Raw genomic sequence first — 18,603 nt, 5'->3', positions numbered from 1 at the left:
TGGTATGAACGGGCAACACGAGTGACGAACTGGTAGACGCCGTCCTCGTCGGGAGCCAGTGGGCCGGGCCGCGCGTGGGGTGAGGTCAGGCCGCGTTGGACTGACTCGCATGCCGCCCAGTCCTGCCGGTTGGTCAGATCCCAGAAGTCGACGGCGTAGGAGGGGTCGAAATCCTCCTGCGCGGCAACGTCCTTCGGGAAGGCCCACGCGCACTCGACGTGAGTGCGGTCGGCAGCCAGCGGTGTCATCACGTGGGTCATGACGTAGTCGGGATGCAGGCTGACGAGCAGATTGGGGAACCCGACCAGATACATCACGGTGCGAAGTTCCTTATCGGAGAGCCCTCGGATGGCCACGCCACCGCTCTTGCCCGTGAACGACATGGTCTCGGCGCCCTCGATCATCGACATCCAGCCGCCCATCCACGATCCCTCGAACTCGAGGTTCTCGCCGGTGTCTGGTGGGCTGATCTTGGACAGCTCGGGGTGGATGGTCGAACAGTGGTAGCACTCCTGGTAGTTCTCGGCGATCACCTTCCAGTTGGTGACCAGCTCGTAGGAGTGCCGGTCGACGATCACCAGATCCTCGGGCCGATACGCTCCGACCACGTCTTCGAGACCCGCTACGTGGTCGGCGAATTCGACGTCCTCGCCGCTGGCGTCGGCGAACAACCAGCCGTGCCAGTTGACCAGCCGAAGCTCGGTCAGGCCGAACTCGGCGGGCTCGAACCCGTCGTCGTCGCCGAAACCCGGGGCGTGGCGCAGACCACCGTCCAGTCGGTAGGACCACGAGTGATACGGGCACACGATCCCGCGCCGCTTAACGGACGTGCCGCACTCGAGGAGCTCGTGTCCGCGGTGTCGGCACGTGTTGGCGAACGCGCGGATCACGCCATCGTCACCGTTGACCAACAGCATTCCGTTGGCGCCGGAGCCGATTGCGCGCTGCGTACCCACTCCCGCCATGTCGCTCGCGTGACCGACGCACGTCCAGCCCGAGAAGATCTTGCGCTGTTCCCACTCGAACACGGCGGGCTCGACGTAGGCCTCGCGCGGCAGCATGCGTGAGGAGCCGAACGGTGCCAGGCTCGCGGCGAGATCGCCGGCTGGAACGGGAGCCGGATCATGCTGTTTGAACATACAGTCAGGATAGTCGCTGGGAAGCGGGTGGTCCACACTTCTCGGCCGCGAGCAGACGCGAAAGTGCCTCGAAACGCCGAACTTGGCGGACTTTTGCGTCTGTTCGCGCGAGACTAGGCCTCACCGGCGAAGGCGGCGAGCCCACGATCGGCCGCCGTGGCGTCACCGCGGGTCATCCGGCGATACACCAGGTAGCCGATGACGACGGAGGCGAGTGCCGCAAGCAGCAGCAGGGTGGCCAGCGCGTTGAGGGCGGGCGTCGGGGCGGCCCGCGCGGTGTTGTAGATCTTCACCGATACCGGCTCGGTCGACGACCCGGCCGACAAGTAGCGCACCAGTACGAAGTCGTCGATGATGTCGGCGAAGACCAGCACGGTGCTCGCGAAGATGGCCGGCATCAGCATCGGCATCGTCACCCGCCACAGCGCTCCGATCGGAGATGCGCCGAGATCCGTTGCGGCTTCTTCGTATTGCTTGCCGATCGTGGCCAGTCGGGCGCGCACCAGAACCGCGGGGTAGGCCACCTGGTAGGTCACTAGTCCGACCACCTGCGCGGACGTGCCCAGACCGATCGGCAGTGCAAGGTTCGTCATGACGAATAGCAGTGCGACGGCGAGCAGTACCTCGGGGATGACGAACGAGATGAGCATCAGCACGTTCGCACCGGACGGCAGCCTCCCTCGCCACCTGTCGACGCCGATCGCGAACAGCACGCCGAGTGGGACGGTGATGAGGGTGGCGATCAATCCGAGTTTGAGGGTCTGCAGCAGCGCGGTGTGCAGGCTGGCATCGTGCCACACCGACCGGGTCGGATCGCCCCAGTACCAGCGAAGGGAGAAGCCCTGCCAATTGGTTCGCGACCGGCCGTCGTTGAAGGAGAACAGCACGGCGATGAGGACCGGCAGCAGCGACCACACCAGGTAGAAGATGGTGATCCCGGCAAGCACGCGAGGGCGCCGCCACGGATCGCGGAACCACCCGACGGGCCCGCGGATTCCGGAGGGCAGGAGCGAAGCGACCCGGGAAGTGGTTGGGGTCCTGGTGGTCATGTCCGAACCTCGTCCCCGCGCAACGTGACCCGGACGTAGTAGAACATCGGTAGCACCGTGGCCAGCAGGACCAGCATGACGAAGGCGCCCGCCTGACCGGTCTGGCCCGGCGCCTGCACGCTGTCGTTGATCAGGTTGCCGACCATCGCGGTCTTCGGCGAGGCGGACAGCAGGTCGTTGGTGAAGTAGTCGCCGAGCATCGGCAGGCAGGTCAGCAGGACCGCCGCCAGGATCGTCGGCCGGCATAGCGGCAGTGTCACCCGCAGGAAGGACGAGACCCGGTTGGCGCCGAGATCCCGCGAGGCCTCCAGCATCGGCTGGGACAGCCTGTCGAGACCCGCGTACAGCGGCAGGATCATGTAGGGGACGTAGCCGTAGGCCAGGCCGAGGATCACCACGACCGGTTGGCCGGTGAGCCAGTCGACCTGAACGTCGAACAGGCCGCCGAAGTTCAGCAGTCCATTGACCAGCCCATCGTTCTGTAGAAGGTTGACCCAGGCCAACATTCGCATCATGTAGCTGATCCAGAACGGGGCGATCAGCAGGGCGATCAGCAGGCCCTTTCGCTTACCGGCCAGTCGGGACACGTAGTAGGCGACTGGGAACGCGATCGCCAGGCACAGGATGCTCGCCGCCCCGACATAGAGCACGGTGCGCAGCAGGGCGGGAAAGTAGACGCCGTCGGGGCCGATCCGCGACAGCACATAGGTGAACTGGGAAGGGTTCCACTCCAACGGGTTCCACACCGGAACGGCGGTGCGGAACAGCGGATCGACGCGACCGAACACGATCGCCAGCACCACGTAGAGCGGTGCGAGGAAGAACAACAGCAGCCACGCGATGCCCGGCGCGGCCAGGGCGGCCCACAGTCGGGCGTTGGGTTCGCGCCCCCGCATCAACACCGGCGTCAGGATCCGCCCGCGTTGAACGCGTTCCAGACGTTGTGCCACGCCGCATCGTTGTCCGCGTCGAGTTCGAGCAGGCGATACCCGGTGTCGAAGTACTCCGGCTTGACGATCGCGGACCGCAGGTTCTCGGGGATGAACTCCTCGGCGATCAGCGAATCGGCCGTGAGGGTGTTCTGCGGGGGTTGGTAGCCGATCGCGGAGAAGTTCTCCTTGGCGACCGCCGGATCGAGCATGTGATTCAGGAAGAGGTGCGCCAACACCGGGTTCTTCCCTCCCTTCAGGGTGACCAGCATGTCGTTGTCCACCAGGCCCTTGCCGTCCTGTGGGAACCAGTACCGAAGGATCTCGGTCCCGACGCCCTCGGGAAGGTAGGACTGCGCGTTGATGATGTCACCGGACCACATCTGGCACAGCCCGATCTGCCCGGACGGCATGTCGCTGTACATGGTGATGGTGACCTTTGGCGACGTCGCCTTCACCAGCGCACTGAGTTGCTCGCCCACCATCTTGAGGTCGTCGGCCGAGGAGGTGTTGACGTCGGTGATGCCCTGCTTCAGCAGTACCATCGCCATGGCGGTGTGCCAGTCGTCGATGATCGCCGTCTTGTCCCTATAGGTGGGGTCCCACAGCGACTCGTAGGGGTTCGTCAGTGCGCCGATGTCGGCAGGCACTTGGTCGCTGCGCCAACCCATTCCGGTGGTGTAGATGGTGTACGGCACGGTGTACTGCCAGCCCTGGTCGTACCACGGGTTGGTGAAGCTCGGCCACACGTTGGAGATGTTCGGGAGGTAGCTGTGGTTCAGCGGGCGGAGCAGTCCGCCCGTCACCAGTCTGCTCATCTCCGTGTAGTTGGCGTTGTAGATGTCGAAGTCGACCCCGCTGCGCAGCTTGGTGATCGCCTCGTCGCCGTCGTTGAAGGTCGAGACCTCGATCTTGCACCCGTACTGGTCCTCGAATGCCTTGATGGCCTGCGGGCTGAGGTAGTCGGCGTAGTTGTAGATCTTTAGAGTCGCGCCCTTCTCGGGCGTCATCCCGTCCGCGATCGGCTGGTTGTCGGCAGGGATGTCCCACTTGACCGGGCTGTCCGGTTTGGCGATCGTCAGGGTCGGTCCCGATGACGCCGGTCCGGATTTGGCACAGGCCGCGAGGAAGGCCCCGAGAGTGGGTGCCGTGGCGGCGAGAATCGCGGCGCGCTGCAGGAATTGGCGACGGCTTTGTCCGGGTCTGTCGGGCATCGAAAACTGGGCTGGCATCTGGGCCTCCCCGCAGGTTCGCGTCTTGTCGGTGATAGGACTCTCGCATAGACTGAATGCTCAGTCAACCGCTGGAGAGTGGAGGTTCGACCGTGTCCTCGACGGTGATGCAGAGCCCGGTATCGGATGCGGTCGACGACCTCATCGCAGATGAGGAGCGGACGTTCCTTCGGCGCCAGCCGCGCAGTACCGAACTGATCGGTCGGGCGCGTGAACACCTTGCCGGCGGTGCGACGTCCAACTGGCAGATCGCCGAACCGCAGGCTGTCTGGATGAGCCACGGTGAGGGCTCGAAGGTGTACGACGTCGACGGTAATCAGTACGTCGACATGCACGGTGGCTACGGTGCTTCCATTGCGGGACATGCACATCCGGCGATCGTCGCCGCGGTGAGTGATCGGGTCCGGCGCGGCACGCACTTCGCCCAGCCCACCGAGGACGCGATCTGGATCGCCGGGGAACTGGCCCGCCGGTTCGACCTGCCGCTGTGGCGGTTCGCCAACTCGGGCACCGAGGCCACCATGGATGCGGTGCATCTGGCCCGCGCGCTGACCGGGCGCGACCTCATCATCAAGGTGGAGGGTTGCTACCACGGCCACCACGACTCGGTCCAGGTCTCGGTGCTGCCGGAAGCCGATGAGATCGGCCCGCGCGATCATCCCAACGGCGTTCCTGGCAATTCGGGAATCCCGGCAGCCATCCGCGATCTGGTGATCGTCGTTCCGTTCAACGACGCCGACGCGGTGGCCCGCGCACTCTCCGAGCACCGCGGTCAGGTGGCGGCGATGATTCTCGAGCCCATCATGATGAACGCGGGCATCATCGCCCCCGACGACGGGTATCTGGCCGCGATCCGCGGCCTCGTCCATCAGGCCGGCGCCCTGCTGATCTTCGACGAGGTCAAGACCGGCTTCACCACCGGACCGGGCGGCGTCACGGCCATCTCGGGTGTGGTGCCCGACATGGTCTGTCTGGCAAAGGCATTGGGCGGCGGCATCTCGGTCGCTGCGATCGGCGGCACTGTCGAGGTGATGTCGGCGATCGCCGATGGTCGCTACGAGCAGGTCGGCACCTTCAACGGGAACCCGCTGGCGATGGCCGCCACCCGCGCCACGCTGTCGGAGGTGCTGACCGACGACAACTACCGCCACCTCGACGCGCTGGGGGCGCGGATGCGCGGGGCGCTGGAAGGCGTCATTGCGACACACGGCTTCGACTGGCACGTGGTTTCGGTCGGCGCCAAGGGTTGCGTCACGTTCCGTCGCGATCCCGTGCGGGAGTTCCGCGACTTCCTTCGGGTGGACGCGCGACTCGGACATCTGCACTGGCTCATTCAGCACAACGGCGGCGTCTTCCTGCCGCCATGGGGGAAAGTGGAGCAATGGCTGCTATCCGTTCAGCACGACGAGGCCGATGTCGACCGGTTCACGGCCAACTTCGCTCGGTTGGCGGCGGCGGTGGCGCCCTGACCGGCGGTCGGCGATGACCGCCATGACGGGCGGGCACATCGGGCTGCATCAGCTGGCCAAGGCCTTCGACGGCGTGCCCGCGGTCACCGGGATCGACCTCGACATCCCAGCGGGGCAGTTCTACTCGCTGCTGGGGGCGTCCGGTTGTGGGAAGACGACGACGCTGCGGATGATCGCCGGCTTCGAGAAACCCGATTCCGGGCGCATCGAACTCGACGGCCGCGACATGGTCGGCGATCCGCCGCACCGCCGCCCGGTCAACACCGTCTTCCAGACCTACGCCCTGTTCCCGTTCATGACGGTGTGGGAGAACGTGGCCTTCGGGCTGAAGTATCAGAAGACGTCCCGGGACGAGGCGAAGCGGCGCGTCGACGAGGCACTCGACCTCGTCCAGATGGGCAAGCTCGACAAGCGCCGCCCGGCCCAATTGTCCGGCGGTCAGCAGCAGCGGGTGGCTCTTGCGCGGGCGCTGGTGCTGCGGCCACGAGTGCTACTCCTCGACGAGCCGCTCGGAGCGCTGGATGCCAAGTTGCGCAGGCAGTTACAGCTCGAGTTGCGGGCCGTGCAACGCGAGGTCGGCATCACGTTCGTCTACGTCACCCATGATCAGGAGGAAGCGCTCACGATGAGCGACCAGATCGCGGTGCTCGCGGACGGCAGGGTGGAGCAGGTCGGTCCGCCGCAGGAGATCTACTCGTCGCCCGCAACGACGTTCGTCGCGGGATTTCTCGGCGCCGCCAACATCTTCGACGCCGAAGTGGTCGAGGCCTCCGACATGTCGGCGGTCTGCTCGGCGATCGGCACCCAGCTTGGCGCCGTCGTCGACCACTCCGTGCCAAGGGGTCCCGCGGCGATCGTGATTCGTCCGGAGCGCATCGCCCTGCAGGGGCCCGATGAGCCCGTACGGCAGGGCAACAACACCATCGGTGGCACCATCGCACAGGTCGTTTACCTCGGTGCCTGCACCCAGGTACACGTCGACGTCGGCGCCGCTACGGCATTGGTCGTCGAGGTCCCGAATGCGTCCGGTCCCGGCTCGGTCGCGCACGCTCCCGGTGCAGCCGTCACGTGCGTCTGCGCGCACGACGCGGTCCGGGTGCTGCACCGCAGCAAGGCATCCGCCGTCCAGGACCCGATCGCGGAGGAGGCGCTCAGCCCTTCTTCGGCTTGAGCTTGGTCGGCGTCTTGCGGGCGGACTTCTTCTCGGAGATCTTCGCGATGCCTGTTTCGGAGGGCAGGTCGAGCTCGCGTTCGCAGAAGCGCATGGCGATGTCGTAGGCCACCTCGGAGTCGACCTCAGGATCCTCGAGTGCCACCTGGATCGACAGGCCGTCGAGTAGCGCGCCGAACTCGATTGCGAACATCCTGGCGTCGACGTTGCCCCTGAGCTCGTCGGTAGCCTCCCCCGACTTGATGGCGTCGACGATCATCCGGCGCCAGCGGGCGTCGAGTTCGACTCGGCCCGCCTTCACTTCGTCGTGGCGAAACGCTTGTGCCCAAAGATCGAGCCAGAGCCCCCATGCTCCGGGAATCTCGTTGTCTGCCTGAGGAATCACCGTCCACTTGATCAGCAGCGACAGGCGCTCCCGCAACGAGGTGACCTCGGCCAGCATCTTCTCGGCCGCTTCGTAGAACGACTCCTCGGAGTGTCGGAGCGCGTCAACGAGCAACCTGTCTCGGGTGCCGAAGTAGTAGATGACGAGCGCGGAGCTGACACCTGCCCGCTTGGCCACATCGGCGATGCGCGTGTCACCGAATCCGCGTTCGCAGATCAGGCTCGCTGCGGCGTCGAGCATTTCGGTTCGACGGGCCTCGTTGTGCTCCGTCGCGGGCGCGGGTTCGGCCATGTCGCTCCCGTCCTCCCCTCAAATGGCGGCACTGCTACTTGTCTGCAAGCCTAACACTCGATTAGATTGAACAGTCAGTCAGGAAGCGCTCCCCCGCGACACGGAAGAAGGTCCCCCATGGCTAACGATTACGACGCCATCGTGGTCGGTGGTGGTCACAACGGTCTGGTCTCGGCCGCCTATCTGGCCCGCTCCGGTGCTAGGACGCTGGTGCTGGAATCGCGCGGCAGCCTCGGCGGTGCGGCGACCACCGAGTCGCCGTGGGAGGACGCGCCGCACCTGCGGGTCACTCGCCTCTCCTACGTGGTGAGCCTGATGCCGCCGACGATCGTCCGTGACCTCGGTCTGGAACGCCACGGCTACAAGGTGCACCCGATGGGGCCCTACTATCAGGCGTTTCCCGAGGGTGGCTCGCTGACGATATACGAGGACGACCCGGCGCGCACGCACGAGCAGCTCGCCAAGTTCTCGAAGAAGGATGCCGACGCCTGGCCCAAGTGGAACGAGTGGCTCGAGGGCATCGCCGAGGTGATGGGTCCGCTGCTGACCCAGGTGCCGCCCAACATCGGATCGCACAAGCCGTCGGATCTCCTCGATCTGGCGAAGCTGGCGTGGAGCCAGAAGGGCATCACCACCCGGATGACCGCCGACGTCACCCGGCTACTGACGATGAGCATCGCCGACCTGCTCGACGACTGGTTCGAATCACCGCAAGTCAAAGGCGCGCTCGCCGTCAACGGCGTGATCGGAACCTGGGCCGGGCCGTACGAGCCCGGTACCGCGTACGTGATGGCGCACCACTCGATCGGTGACGTCGGCGACGGCCAACTCGGCAGCTGGGGCTACCCGGAGGGCGGCATGGGCGGGGTATCGGAGGCGATCGCCCGCTCCGCCCGCAGTTTCGGCGCCGAGATCCGCACCAAGGCCAGGGTTTCGAGTCTCACGGTGCGTGGCGGCCAGGTTCGGGGCGTGGTGCTCGAGAACGGTGAGGAGATCACCGCCCCGCTGGTGGTCACCACGTTGCACCCCCGCACGGCCTTCCTCGACCAGATCCCACGCCACGAGTTGCCCGACGACTTCGTCAACGACATCGAGCACTGGAAGACCCGCAGCGGCGTCGTGAAGATCAATCTGGCACTGGGAGAACTACCCAACTTCACCGCGGACCCGAGTTCCGGGATCGCCGAGCATCACACCGGCTCGGTCGAGATGGCGCCCACGATGGAGTACATCGAGGCGGCGTTCCAGGACGCCCGCGTCGGCAAGCCGGCTCTGATGCCCTTCAGCGACGGCGTCATCCCCACCACGCTCGACAAGACCCTCAATCCCGATGGCACGCATATCATGTCGCTCTTCACCCAGTGGGTGCCCGCGGAATGGAGCGAGGCTCCACACACCGGGGAGCTCGATGCCTACGCCGACCGGCTCATCGATCTCTACGACCAGGTGGCCCCGGGCTTCAAGTCCTCGATCCTGCACCGCGACATCGTCGGGCCGCACGAGATGGAGCAGGAGTACGGCCTGATCGGCGGCAACATCTTCCACGGCGAGCTGTCGCTCGAGCAGCTGTTCCACATGCGTCCCGCCCCCGGCTTCGCCGACTACCGCACCCCGATCGCCGGGTTGTACAACGGCAGCTCGGCCACGCACGCCGGTGGCGGTGTGTGCGGAATCCCCGGCTGGCAGGCCGCGAAGGCCGCGCTGGCCGACAAGAAGCGCGCCAGCGGGCGGGTACGCGCAGCGCTGAACCGTCGGTCCTAGGTCAGCTCCATGGGCGATGCACGCCGGGCGGCAGTGGCCGCCATGCTCGGTGCCCGGTCGGTGGCGATCGTCGGCGCCAGCGCACGCCCCGACAGCTTCGGCGCTCGCATGATCACTGAGGCACAACGCAGTTCGGCCCGAATGCACCTGGTCAATCCGCGGTACGACCGGATCGGTGAACTGCCGTGCGCCTCGTCGCTCGCCGACCTCGACGAGCCGGTCGACCTGGTGTTACTCGGCGTGCCGGACACCGCGCTGGTCGACCAACTGGCCGCTGCTGCAGACGCGGGCGCCCGCTCGGCGGTCGTCTTCGGAGCCGCGAACGGGGTGCGTGACAAGGTGGCCGCCGTCGCGTCGGAGGCGGGCATGGCGCTGTGCGGCGCTGGGTGCATGGGCTTCGTCAACAACGCGATCGGTCTGCGCGCGCTCGGGTACCTGGAACCGAAGATGTTGCCCGCGGGCGGTGTCAGCCTGGTCACCCACTCCGGGTCCGCCTTCTCCACGCTGCTCCGGTCCCGTCGCGGGTTCGGATTCCGACTCGCGGTCTCGTCCGGACAGGAACTCGTCACCGACGTGGCAGATTACGTCGACTACGCCCTCGACGATCCTGGCACCGAGGTTCTCGCGCTGCTGCTCGAGACGCCCCGCGCGGTACCTCGGCTGCGGCGTGCGTTGCGTCGCGCGTACGAACAGGGCATCCCGGCGGTGGTGCTTCCCGTCGGCGGTTCCCCGACGGGCCAGGCGATGGTTGCGGCCCACTCGGGCGCCTTGGCCGGCGGCGATGGGGCCTGGCAGGCGTTCTGCGAATCCGTCGGGGCGCTGCGGGTGCGAGACATGGCCGAGTTCACCGACACCGTCGAACTGTTCAGCGCTGGCCGACCACCGCGTTCGGGAGGCGTTGCGACCGTGCACGACTCCGGTGCCGAGCGTGCGATGGTCGCCGACCTGGCGCATGACGTCGGCGTCGAGTTCGCCTCGCTGTCCCCGCGGTCCCTGGCGGCCATCGAGGAGCTGCTCGACGACGGGCTCGTCGCCACCAACCCGCTCGACGTCTGGGGCACCGGGGCGGACACTCGATCGCTGTTCCGCGCGTGCCTTCGGGTCATTACCAAGGATCCTGCGGTGGCCGTCACCGCCTTGGCCGTCGACCTGGTCACGGAGTTCGACGGTGACACGGCATACCCGGATGCGGTGCTCGATGTCGCCGCGGAGACCGGCGCCGCACTGGCGGTCCTCAGCTCGGTGCCTGCTGCGATCGACGACGGGACCGCGCACCTGCTGCGCACCAATGGGATTCCCGTGCTCGAGGGGTTTCGCAGCGGGCTGGTGGCGTTGGGCCACCTGGCGCGGTGGCCGCTGGAGATCGCGCGCGCCGAGCCTCCCGTCGACCCCGACCGGCAACGTCGATGGTTGGCGCGCCTCGACGACTGGAACCCCGGGTTGGCGTTCGAGCTGCTCGCCGACTTCGGCGTGCCGGTGGCCGGCTCCATCACGGCGCACGACCTGGATGGCGCACTGGCGGCCGCCAACTCCATCGGATATCCGGTGGTGCTCAAAACCCAAGCCGCTGAGCACAAGAGCGATGTCGACGGCGTCGCGCTCGATCTGACCGATGACGGTGCGGTACGTGTCGCCTACGCCGACATCGCGGGCCGCTTGGGTCCGTCGGTGACGGTGCAAACGATGGTGCCCGACGGCATCGAGGTGTCGGTGGGGGTGGTGCGGGATGCCACGTTCGGCCCGCTGGTCGTGGTCGCCGCGGGGGGCACCCTGGTGGAGCTGTTGGCCGATCGTGCGCTCGCCTGTCCGCCGGTGTCGTACGCGGGAGCGTTGCGCATGCTCGACGCGCTGCGCATCAGGCCGCTGCTCGACGGCTGGCGGGGTTCCGCCGCGGTGGACGTCACGGCCGTGGCCGACGTAATCATCGGATTCTCTGGACTGGCAACGGAACTCGGTGATACGGTCGAGGCGGTTGAAGCCAACCCCGTGATCGTGTCGGCGTCCGGAGTGATCGCCGTCGACGCCCTGGTGATCGCACGCGATCAGAAGATCGAATAGACCTTCCGGACCGTCTCGTGGATGTCCCACGTGCCCGTCCAGCCCTTGGGGAACACCGCGACGTCGCCGACGCCGATCTCGGAGGCCTCGCCCCCGTCTGGCGTGACCGTCATCCGGCCTGCGACCAGGTAGATGACCTCGTTGGTCTCCAGCGTCCACCGGGACGGACCGGGCGCGCACTGCCAGATGCCCGCCGATGAATCGCCGTCCACCCATACCTCGAGGCCGTGGGTGGCCATCGGTGCGCCGGTGGCCTCCTCGAGCGGGCCCCAGTCCTCGAGCTCGGCGTCGGTGGCGTTGGGTAGCATGCTGGTGATCACTGGGAGGCCCTTTCGGGGAATGGTAGTGAAATCGGTTCGGGTGCAACGCGACTGCTGCCATTGGCATCGAAGCGGTCGAGTCCGAGGTCGGTCAGGTCGAGCCAGTCACAGCGGCCCGTCGTCGTCAGGTCGGCCGCCACCTGCGAGACCGCGGGGCCCCACATCATGCCGTGCCCGGCCGCGCTGGCGACGACGGTGCCGTCGACCGGACCGTCGTCGGTGAGCAGCGGGCCGAGGATCGGGAGGTGGTCGGGCGTGTAGTCGATGGTCGCCGCCCACGACCGCCGAAGGCCCAGGCCCTTGACCGACGGGAAGAGGTGTTCCATCCTCATCCGTGCCTTGCGGTAATAGAGGGTGTCGAAGTCGACGGCCACCCCGGGCGGTTCGTCGGGGTTGCTCATGCCCCACAGCACACCGCCGGCTTCGCCTGGCCTCCAATAGATTCCGGAGGTTACGTCGAATACCATCGGGAGTTCGTTGACGTCGACGTCGGATGGTGCAGCGGTGACGACGACCTGGTGGCGGGCTCCGCCGGCGTGGATGCGGCCGCCCGCCGTGGTACCCACCGCGGCGAGTTTCGGTCCGCCGGTAAGGACGACCCGTTTGGTGTCGATGGGTCCGTCCGCCGTATCGACGCCTACCACCCGACCGACCCTGGTGCGCAGCCCGGTGAAGGCGCAGTGCTCTCGGACGTCGACACCGTGGGCGACCAACGCGGCGGTGTAGGCCAGCACGTTGCGTGGCGCGTCGATGTAGCCGTCGCCGGGGGCGTACGACGCGCCCATCGTCACGCCGGGCGCCAGGCCCGTATGTCGTGCGTCGAGGTCGTCGCTGCTGAGCCATTCGACGGTGAGGCCGAGGCTCTTTTGTAGCGCGATGCGGTCATGCGCCTGTTGCACTTCGGCTTCCGTGAAGGAGGGCATGAGGTAACCCTGCGCGACGAATCCGCAATCCAGCGGAAAGCGATCACCGCTGGCGTCGTAGAACTCCTGGGCTCGAAGACCGAGCTTGATCGCCGGCTCGGTGCCGCCCTGCGCACGGACCATGCCCGCCGCGCGGCTGCTGGCGCCATCACCGAGCGTGGCGGCTTCGAGCAGGACGACGTGCTCGACGCCGGATTCGGCGAGCAGGACGGCGGTCCATGCGCCGACCGTCCCACCGCCGACCACCACCACGTCGGCGCTGCCGGAACTAGTCATAGCACCAAACGCTGACATAGACTGAACGCTCAGTCAAGAGCAAGGAGCGCGGATGTACGGGTTGACGGAAGCGGATCGGCGTATCCAGGACACGGCGCGTACATTCGTCGATTCGCTGATTCCGTTGGAGGTCGAAGCCGAGCTCGCGGGCGGGATGCTGCCCAAGGAGGTGACCGCCGAACATCACGCCAGGGCAATTGAATTGGGGTTGTACGGCACCAACATGCCGACGTCGGTGGGTGGGCCAGGATGCACCGCCCTGCAGCAGGTGCTGGTGCAGGAACAGTGCGGCCGGGCGACCAACGGGCTCGCGTGGGTGATGGCCACCCCGCCACAGTGGTGGGTCGACGTGGCGACCGACTACCAGCGGGAACGGTGGCTGTTGCCCGCCGTGCGCGGCGAGAAGCACGAGGCGTACGCGATCACCGAGGAGTTCGCCGGCTCGGACGTCTCCGCACTGCAGGCCACCGCCCGCCGCGAGGGCGACGAGTACGTCATCGACGGGGTCAAGTGGCACGTCACGTCGTACAACCTGGCGGACTACTGCTTCGTGCAGGCAGTTCTGGTCGGGGGGGAATTCGAGGGTGAACACGTACTGCTCGTCGTGGATCTGCCGTGGCCAGGCGTGGAAGTGGTTCGCACGCCGCACTATTCACATCACATCGCCGACGAGCATCCGATCGTCGCGTTCGACGGCGTGCGGGTGCCGGTGGCGAACCTCGTCGGCGCCGAGGGCGTGGGGATGACCTTCACGCAGGACTGGTTCCGGTTCGAGCGACTTATGGTCGCGGCCAGATGCGTCGGCGCGGCCCAGCGGCTGCTCGACGAGGTGACCGCGTTCGCGAAGGAGCGCGTCGTCGATGGCAAACCGCTGGGGGAGCACCAACTGGTGGCGGGCATGCTCGCCGACAGCGCCACGGAACTCTTCGCGGCGCGCACCATGCTGTACGAGGTGGCGCGCTCGATCGACGGTGGCGCCGACCGCAAGACGCTGCACGCGCAGGCGTCGATGGCGAAGTTGTACTGCTCGGAGATGGCCGGCCGGGTGGCCGATCGCAGCGTGCAGATCTTCGGCGGCCGCGGCTACATGCGGGAGAACGTCGCCGAACGGATGTACCGCGAACTGCGCGTCGAGCGGATCTGGGAGGGCGCCAGCGAAATTCAGCGCATCATCGTGGCCCGGCAGCTGATGAACCGGGGTCCGGCGGCGGTGTTGGAGGGGGCGTGACGGCGGCGCGTCAGCAGGGGTCGCCAGGCGGCGTGTAGTACGGCACCCCTTCGACCGTGTAACACGGGATCTCGCCGTAGACGTATGGGGTGTCGGCCGAGGCGATGGCCACGCCCGTTGCCACGTCTCCGGCAATGTTGGTGCAACCGCCTACTGCTACGTGCCGTCCACCAGCGCCCGCGCAGACGTCGGCCTGAGCCGTTGGTGCAACGGCGAACGGTAGCGCCGCCATCGCGGTAGTCGTCAACAGTGCTGCTGCCAGTTTCTTCATCGCACACATCCTTTGCTAGCCCGACCCGGCGTCATTATCGCGCGCGTTACCGTCGGTGATCGGGGATTCGCCAACTCTCTCGGTCCGATCGCCGTCGGCCCTGGCCGTCCGCAAGCCGAGCAGCCGCATGCCGTGGTAGATCACTAGGGCGGCGATCGACCCCAGCGCGATGCCCGTGAAGATCAAAGAGCCTGCCTGTGAGGTGAAGTCGGCGATCCCGATGATCAGGGGGATGGCGGCCGTCATCTGGTTGACGGGCAGGCTGAAGTCGACGTGGTTGGTCAGCCAGATGCGGACGCCGAGAATGCCGACGAGCCCGTACAGGACGATGGTCGCGCCGCCGAGCACACCGGGCGGGATGGCGGAGATGGCCGCACCGACCTTGGGGCACATGGCCAGGACGATGGCCACGGCGGCGGCGATCCAGTACGCCGCCGTCGAATACACGCGGGTCGCCGCCATCACGCCGATGTTCTCGGCGTACGTCGTGGTGGCCGACCCGCCGCCGAAACCCGCGAGCGTCGTCGCGACGCCGTCCGCCGCGATGGCGCGGCCCATCACCGGGTCGGTGTCGGTGTCCGTCATCTGGCCGACCGACTTCACGTGCCCGATGTTCTCGGCCACCAGCGCGATGACCGCGGGAAGGAACAGCGGCAGCACCGACAAGCTGAACGACGGCGCCTGGAACTCGGGGAGGCCGATCCACGGTGCCGCTGCGATCGCGGAGGTGTCGACGTCGCCGAGGGCGAGCGCCAGCAGGTACCCGATCACGACGGCCAGGAAGATCGCGAGCCGGCCGATGATGCCACGGAAGAACGCCAGGATCGCGACGAGCAGGACCAGGGTGACGAGCCCGACGACCGGACCCTTCTCGAAGTTCGACTTGGCGGCAGGTGCCAGGTTGAAGCCGATCAGCGCGACGATGGCACCCGTGACGACCGGTGGCAGCGTCGCGTCGAGCCACCCGGTGCCGACGACGTGACCGGGGCGATGACGGAGAAGCTCGAGCCGAGGTAGCTGGGCAGCCGGTTGCCGGTGATGATCAGGAAGAGCACCGTGCCGACGCCCGATAGCAACAGCGTGGTTGCGGGTGGGAAACCCGTCAGCACCGGCACCAGGAAGGTGGCGCCGAACATCGCCACCACGTGCTGGGCGCCGATGCCGATGGTGCGCGGCCAGCTCAGTCGTTCATCGGGCGCGCCACGACGTCCGCGTCGGACGGGACGGGTTTCCAGGTCAGTGGAATCACGGTTCTCGAATACACCATCGCAGGTCATCTCGCGAGTTATCCACAGTCCGCGATTCATCCACAGATTGCCCTCCACCTGGTGTTATCGAACACATGTTCGAATAGTGTCGATGACGTGAATGCCGACCGACCCTTCCTGACCGCCGACGCGGCGCGTGAGCAGCTGAGTGCTGATCTCGATGCGATCGACGCGGCGTTGGCGCGCATCCGCGAGACCTCGACGGATCTCGTGGGCAATGCCTTTCGGATCACCGTCGCCGAGCGGCTGGAGAACCAGGACCGGACCAACCGTGGGCTGTCCTATCGGATGCTCGGTGAGATCGTCGATCCGCCCGACGAGGTCGAGGGTCCCGCGTTGCCCTCCGGCGTGCGGGTGCGCGAGCTTCTGTGGAAGAAGCTGCGGATCATTCCGGCCGAGGTCCGCCGCCGCGTGAAGCTGGCGGCCCGCATTCGCCCGCGACGGTCGCTGACCGGGCCGCCGCTGCCGCCGGAGCTGCCCGCCCTGGCGGACGCCGTCGAAGCAGGCGACGTCGGCGAGGACCACGTTCGCGAGGTCTGCAAGGCGCTCGACCTGCTACCCAATCGCGTATCGGCGCAGGACAAGGAGAACGCCGAGAGGGTGCTCGTCGAGCATGCGGTCAAGCAGGACGCGGCCTTCGTCGCCGCACTGGGGCGGCGCATCGCCGACGTCCTGAATCCCGACGGGGTGTTCGACGAACGCGACCGCGCCAACCGCAGGGGCCTGGCGCTCGGCCCTAAGGGGCCCGACGGGATGAGTCGGCTGTCCGGATGGTTGACGCCCGAGGCCCGTTCGTATCTGGAGGCGGCCGGTGCCGCAGTGCGGCCGGGGCGACACCACCCCGACTCGGACAAGCCGGTAGTGAGCGGGGAGACCGACGGGCGCACGCCGTCGCAACGGCTACACGACGCATTGATGCTGGCGCTCAAGGCGGGGATCGGCTCGGGCGAGCTCGGTGCGCATCGCGGCCTACCGGTCACGGTCATCGCGACCACGACGGTCGCCGACCTCGAACAGGCCGCGCGCGCCGTCGCCGACCCCAGCGTCCCGATGCCGCGGCCGGCCCGGACGGGTGGCGGCTCGTCGCTGCCGATGCGTGACCTGATCGCGATGGCAGGCAATGCGATTCACTACCTCGCCGTGTTCGACGGGCATTCGCGACGGCCGCTGTACCTCGGCCGAAGCAAGCGCATCGCGACCGCGGACCAGCGGATCATCTGTTACGCGCGCGACCGAGGCTGCACGTATCCCAACTGCACGGTGCCGGGTTACCACAGCGAGGTGCATCATGCGCCGGGGTGGTATCCCGACGGCCGGTCCGACGCCGACAAGCTGTTCTTCGCGTGCGGTGCACACAACGCCGTGGCCGAGCAGGTCGACGTATCGACGACAGTGACCGAGGACGGTCGGCTCGCCTGGTCCGCCGGAACCGGACCACCCGAGATCAACCGGCTTCATCACCCGGAGGAGTTGCTCGCCGACGATGACCCCGTGGACGATGGCTAGCGGGGAGTCGCGGAATGACCTCGTCGCCAGGGCGTTTGACCCACCCCGACCGGATCGGGGTTACCGGGAAGCGGGCCGGAGTTCAGCAGGTCGAAGCCGAGCGCGGCGAACTGGTCGACACGTCGCAGGTATGCATCGAGATCGGCGAAGGGGTCGGTGAAGAACCCTGCGGTCAGTCGGATGTCGGAGAAGTTGCGGCCCACGGCGTCGCAGTGTCTGCGCAATACGTCGAGCTTGTGAGGCAGTTCGTCGACCGACGAGGTGCTGTTCCACACGTCGGCGTACTGCGCGACCATCCGCAGCGTCTTCTTCTCGCCGTCGCCGCCGATGAGGATCGGCGGTCGCCGCAAGGGCTTTGGCTGACAGATGGTCTCGGCCAGCTGGTGGTGCTTGCCCTCGTACGGGCCGTCGTCGTCGCTCCACATCTGCTGGGAGATCTGCAGCGTCTCCTCCAGCATCTTGAACCGGTCCTTGACGGACGGATACGGGACGCCGAGGGCGAGATGCTCGCGCTCGCACCAGGCGGCGCCGATGCCGAAGTTCGTCCGGCCCTGGGCCAGCACGTGCAGCGTGGTCATGGGCTTGGCCAGCACACCCGGGTAGCGGTAGGTAACGCCGGTGACGAGCATCGTCAGCGTGATGCGTTGCGTCTGACCGGCCAGGAAGCCCATCGAGGTGTAGCCCGAGGAACGGATCCTCGGCACGACCCATGCCCTCCATCTGGAAGAGGTGGTCGGCGAGTGTGAACATGGTGGCTCCGCCTTGGCGGCCTTGGCGGTCGCGGCCAGCGCGGGGCCGAGGGCCTCCGGTGCTCCGGGCGGGAAGTCGATGTTATGAACGCCCAATTCCATTGTCTCAAATGGTCTTTCGCTAGTCGTTGAGTCGTTCCAGAAGCGTCAACGCCTCGCTGATGACGCGGCGCTCCGGTTCGGCGTAGCGGTCCTGCATGGCGCGCACCAGCCACTCCTCGCGCACCTTGCGGTCGTTCTCGGCGTGCGTGCGTCCGAGGGCGGTCAGCGCGATGAGTTGGCGACGGCCGTCGTTGGGATCGGGCGTGCGGACGATCAGCCCGTGCCGGTCCAGTCCGGTGAGGGTGGTCGCCATGGACTGCGAGCGCATGCGTTCCGCACCGGCCAGTTGGCTGGTCGATGCGGGGCCATCCTTGATGAGGCGGATGAGGACCGCGGTATGGGACGGCGTCAGATCGTCGGCGGTCGCGACCTCGAGCAGTCGCCTGCGCAGCCTGCTGAACATCACGCGCAGATCGCGCGCCGCCGCTACCGCCGACTCACTGACCCGTCCCATATGGCAGGTGAACTGAACAGTC

Annotated in this window: 15 protein-coding genes and 2 pseudogenes; 6 read left to right on the top strand and 11 right to left on the bottom strand. The window is 67.1% G+C overall.

Annotated elements, in window-relative coordinates; all coding sequences use genetic code 11:
* From VET27_RS03635 to VET27_RS03620, 4 genes are all read right to left on the bottom strand, one after another.
* Positions 1 to 1,139: aromatic ring-hydroxylating oxygenase subunit alpha (locus tag VET27_RS03635; RefSeq protein ID WP_526515228.1), on the bottom strand; the 1,139-nt coding region annotated here is incomplete at its 3' end.
* Positions 1,140 to 1,252: 113 nt separating this feature from the next.
* Complete coding sequence (locus VET27_RS03630; RefSeq protein ID WP_526515226.1) at positions 1,253 to 2,188, bottom strand: ABC transporter permease; 936 nt, start codon at positions 2,186 to 2,188, stop codon at positions 1,253 to 1,255.
* Positions 2,185 to 3,138, bottom strand: a complete 954-nt coding sequence (locus tag VET27_RS03625) for an ABC transporter permease (RefSeq protein WP_526515224.1) — start codon at positions 3,136 to 3,138, stop codon at positions 2,185 to 2,187. The genes VET27_RS03630 and VET27_RS03625 overlap by 4 nt, the downstream gene beginning before the upstream one ends.
* Positions 3,096 to 4,349, bottom strand: a complete 1,254-nt coding sequence (locus tag VET27_RS03620) for a polyamine ABC transporter substrate-binding protein (protein WP_526515222.1) — start codon at positions 4,347 to 4,349, stop codon at positions 3,096 to 3,098. The genes VET27_RS03625 and VET27_RS03620 overlap by 43 nt, the downstream gene beginning before the upstream one ends.
* Before the next feature lie 92 nt (positions 4,350 to 4,441).
* On the opposite strand from VET27_RS03620, the gene VET27_RS03615 reads away from it, so the two are divergent.
* A complete protein-coding gene (locus tag VET27_RS03615; RefSeq protein ID WP_526515220.1) occupies positions 4,442 to 5,818 on the top strand; it encodes an aspartate aminotransferase family protein in 1,377 nt (458 codons plus the stop codon).
* Positions 5,819 to 5,840: 22 nt separating this feature from the next.
* A complete protein-coding gene (locus tag VET27_RS03610) occupies positions 5,841 to 6,989 on the top strand; it encodes an ABC transporter ATP-binding protein (RefSeq protein ID WP_526515236.1) in 1,149 nt (382 codons plus the stop codon).
* On the opposite strand, the gene VET27_RS03605 is transcribed toward VET27_RS03610, so the two are convergent.
* Entirely contained in the window at positions 6,970 to 7,665 is a 696-nt protein-coding gene (locus VET27_RS03605; RefSeq protein ID WP_526515218.1) for a TetR/AcrR family transcriptional regulator, read from the bottom strand. The two genes, VET27_RS03610 and VET27_RS03605, sit on opposite strands and share 20 nt — an antisense overlap.
* A 117-nt stretch (positions 7,666 to 7,782) precedes the next feature.
* On the opposite strand from VET27_RS03605, the gene VET27_RS03600 reads away from it, so the two are divergent.
* The gene (locus VET27_RS03600) at positions 7,783 to 9,426 is read left to right on the top strand and encodes a phytoene desaturase family protein (protein WP_526515216.1); all 1,644 of its coding nucleotides are present in this window, start codon (positions 7,783 to 7,785) and stop codon (positions 9,424 to 9,426) included.
* Positions 9,427 to 9,435: 9 nt separating this feature from the next.
* On the top strand, positions 9,436 to 11,484 hold the full coding sequence (locus VET27_RS03595) for an acetate--CoA ligase family protein (RefSeq protein WP_526515214.1): 2,049 nt from the start codon (positions 9,436 to 9,438) through the stop codon (positions 11,482 to 11,484).
* Here the strand turns inward: VET27_RS03595 and VET27_RS03590 are convergent.
* Both VET27_RS03590 and VET27_RS03585 read right to left on the bottom strand, forming a co-directional pair.
* Positions 11,469 to 11,804 (bottom strand): cupin domain-containing protein, encoded by a 336-nt coding sequence (locus tag VET27_RS03590; RefSeq protein WP_526515212.1) that lies wholly within the window; start codon positions 11,802 to 11,804, stop codon positions 11,469 to 11,471. The genes VET27_RS03595 and VET27_RS03590 overlap by 16 nt on opposite strands.
* Positions 11,801 to 13,003 (bottom strand): NAD(P)/FAD-dependent oxidoreductase, encoded by a 1,203-nt coding sequence (locus VET27_RS03585; RefSeq protein WP_526515210.1) that lies wholly within the window; start codon positions 13,001 to 13,003, stop codon positions 11,801 to 11,803. The genes VET27_RS03590 and VET27_RS03585 overlap by 4 nt, the downstream gene beginning before the upstream one ends.
* Positions 13,004 to 13,055: 52 nt before the next feature.
* On the opposite strand from VET27_RS03585, the gene VET27_RS03580 reads away from it, so the two are divergent.
* Complete coding sequence (locus tag VET27_RS03580; RefSeq protein WP_526515208.1) at positions 13,056 to 14,231, top strand: acyl-CoA dehydrogenase family protein; 1,176 nt, start codon at positions 13,056 to 13,058, stop codon at positions 14,229 to 14,231.
* Between the two features lie 10 nt (positions 14,232 to 14,241).
* Here the strand turns inward: VET27_RS03580 and VET27_RS03575 are convergent, their stop codons facing one another.
* Complete coding sequence (locus VET27_RS03575; RefSeq protein ID WP_526515206.1) at positions 14,242 to 14,502, bottom strand: hypothetical protein; 261 nt, start codon at positions 14,500 to 14,502, stop codon at positions 14,242 to 14,244.
* A 15-nt stretch (positions 14,503 to 14,517) separates the two neighbouring features.
* Positions 14,518 to 15,769: pseudogene (locus tag VET27_RS03570) on the bottom strand (uracil-xanthine permease family protein).
* A gap of 97 nt (positions 15,770 to 15,866) precedes the next feature.
* Between VET27_RS03570 and VET27_RS03565 the strand changes: the two are divergent.
* Positions 15,867 to 17,276, top strand: a complete 1,410-nt coding sequence (locus VET27_RS03565; protein ID WP_526515204.1) for an HNH endonuclease signature motif containing protein — start codon at positions 15,867 to 15,869, stop codon at positions 17,274 to 17,276.
* On the opposite strand, the pseudogene VET27_RS03560 reads toward VET27_RS03565, so the two are convergent.
* Positions 17,215 to 18,127: pseudogene (locus VET27_RS03560) on the bottom strand (LLM class F420-dependent oxidoreductase). The gene VET27_RS03565 and the pseudogene VET27_RS03560 overlap by 62 nt on opposite strands.
* Positions 18,128 to 18,146: 19 nt before the next feature.
* Positions 18,147 to 18,581: a MarR family winged helix-turn-helix transcriptional regulator gene (locus VET27_RS03555; protein ID WP_526515202.1), complete on the bottom strand. Its 435-nt coding sequence runs from the start codon at positions 18,579 to 18,581 to the stop codon at positions 18,147 to 18,149.
* Positions 18,582 to 18,603 lie beyond the last annotated feature (22 nt).

It is taken from the genome of Mycobacterium sp., assembly GCF_035633495.1.
Lineage (GTDB): Bacteria > Actinomycetota > Actinomycetes > Mycobacteriales > Mycobacteriaceae > Mycobacterium.
This window is presented reverse-complemented; position numbering and strand designations above follow the sequence as displayed.

What these genes read in the sequence shown, in the direction of transcription:
- VET27_RS03555 (WP_526515202.1), bottom strand. Translation starts at nt 18,581, where the DNA reads ATGGGACGGGTCAGTGAGTCGGCGGTAGCGGCGGCGCGCGATCTGCGC.
- VET27_RS03605 (WP_526515218.1), bottom strand. Translation starts at nt 7,665, where the DNA reads ATGGCCGAACCCGCGCCCGCGACGGAGCACAACGAGGCCCGTCGAACC.
- VET27_RS03580 (WP_526515208.1), top strand. Translation starts at nt 13,056, where the DNA reads ATGTACGGGTTGACGGAAGCGGATCGGCGTATCCAGGACACGGCGCGT.
- VET27_RS03630 (WP_526515226.1), bottom strand. Translation starts at nt 2,188, where the DNA reads ATGACCACCAGGACCCCAACCACTTCCCGGGTCGCTTCGCTCCTGCCC.
- VET27_RS03575 (WP_526515206.1), bottom strand. Translation starts at nt 14,502, where the DNA reads ATGAAGAAACTGGCAGCAGCACTGTTGACGACTACCGCGATGGCGGCG.
- VET27_RS03600 (WP_526515216.1), top strand. Translation starts at nt 7,783, where the DNA reads ATGGCTAACGATTACGACGCCATCGTGGTCGGTGGTGGTCACAACGGT.
- VET27_RS03585 (WP_526515210.1), bottom strand. Translation starts at nt 13,003, where the DNA reads ATGACTAGTTCCGGCAGCGCCGACGTGGTGGTGGTCGGCGGTGGGACG.
- VET27_RS03595 (WP_526515214.1), top strand. Translation starts at nt 9,436, where the DNA reads ATGGGCGATGCACGCCGGGCGGCAGTGGCCGCCATGCTCGGTGCCCGG.
- VET27_RS03620 (WP_526515222.1), bottom strand. Translation starts at nt 4,349, where the DNA reads ATGCCAGCCCAGTTTTCGATGCCCGACAGACCCGGACAAAGCCGTCGC.
- VET27_RS03610 (WP_526515236.1), top strand. Translation starts at nt 5,841, where the DNA reads ATGACGGGCGGGCACATCGGGCTGCATCAGCTGGCCAAGGCCTTCGAC.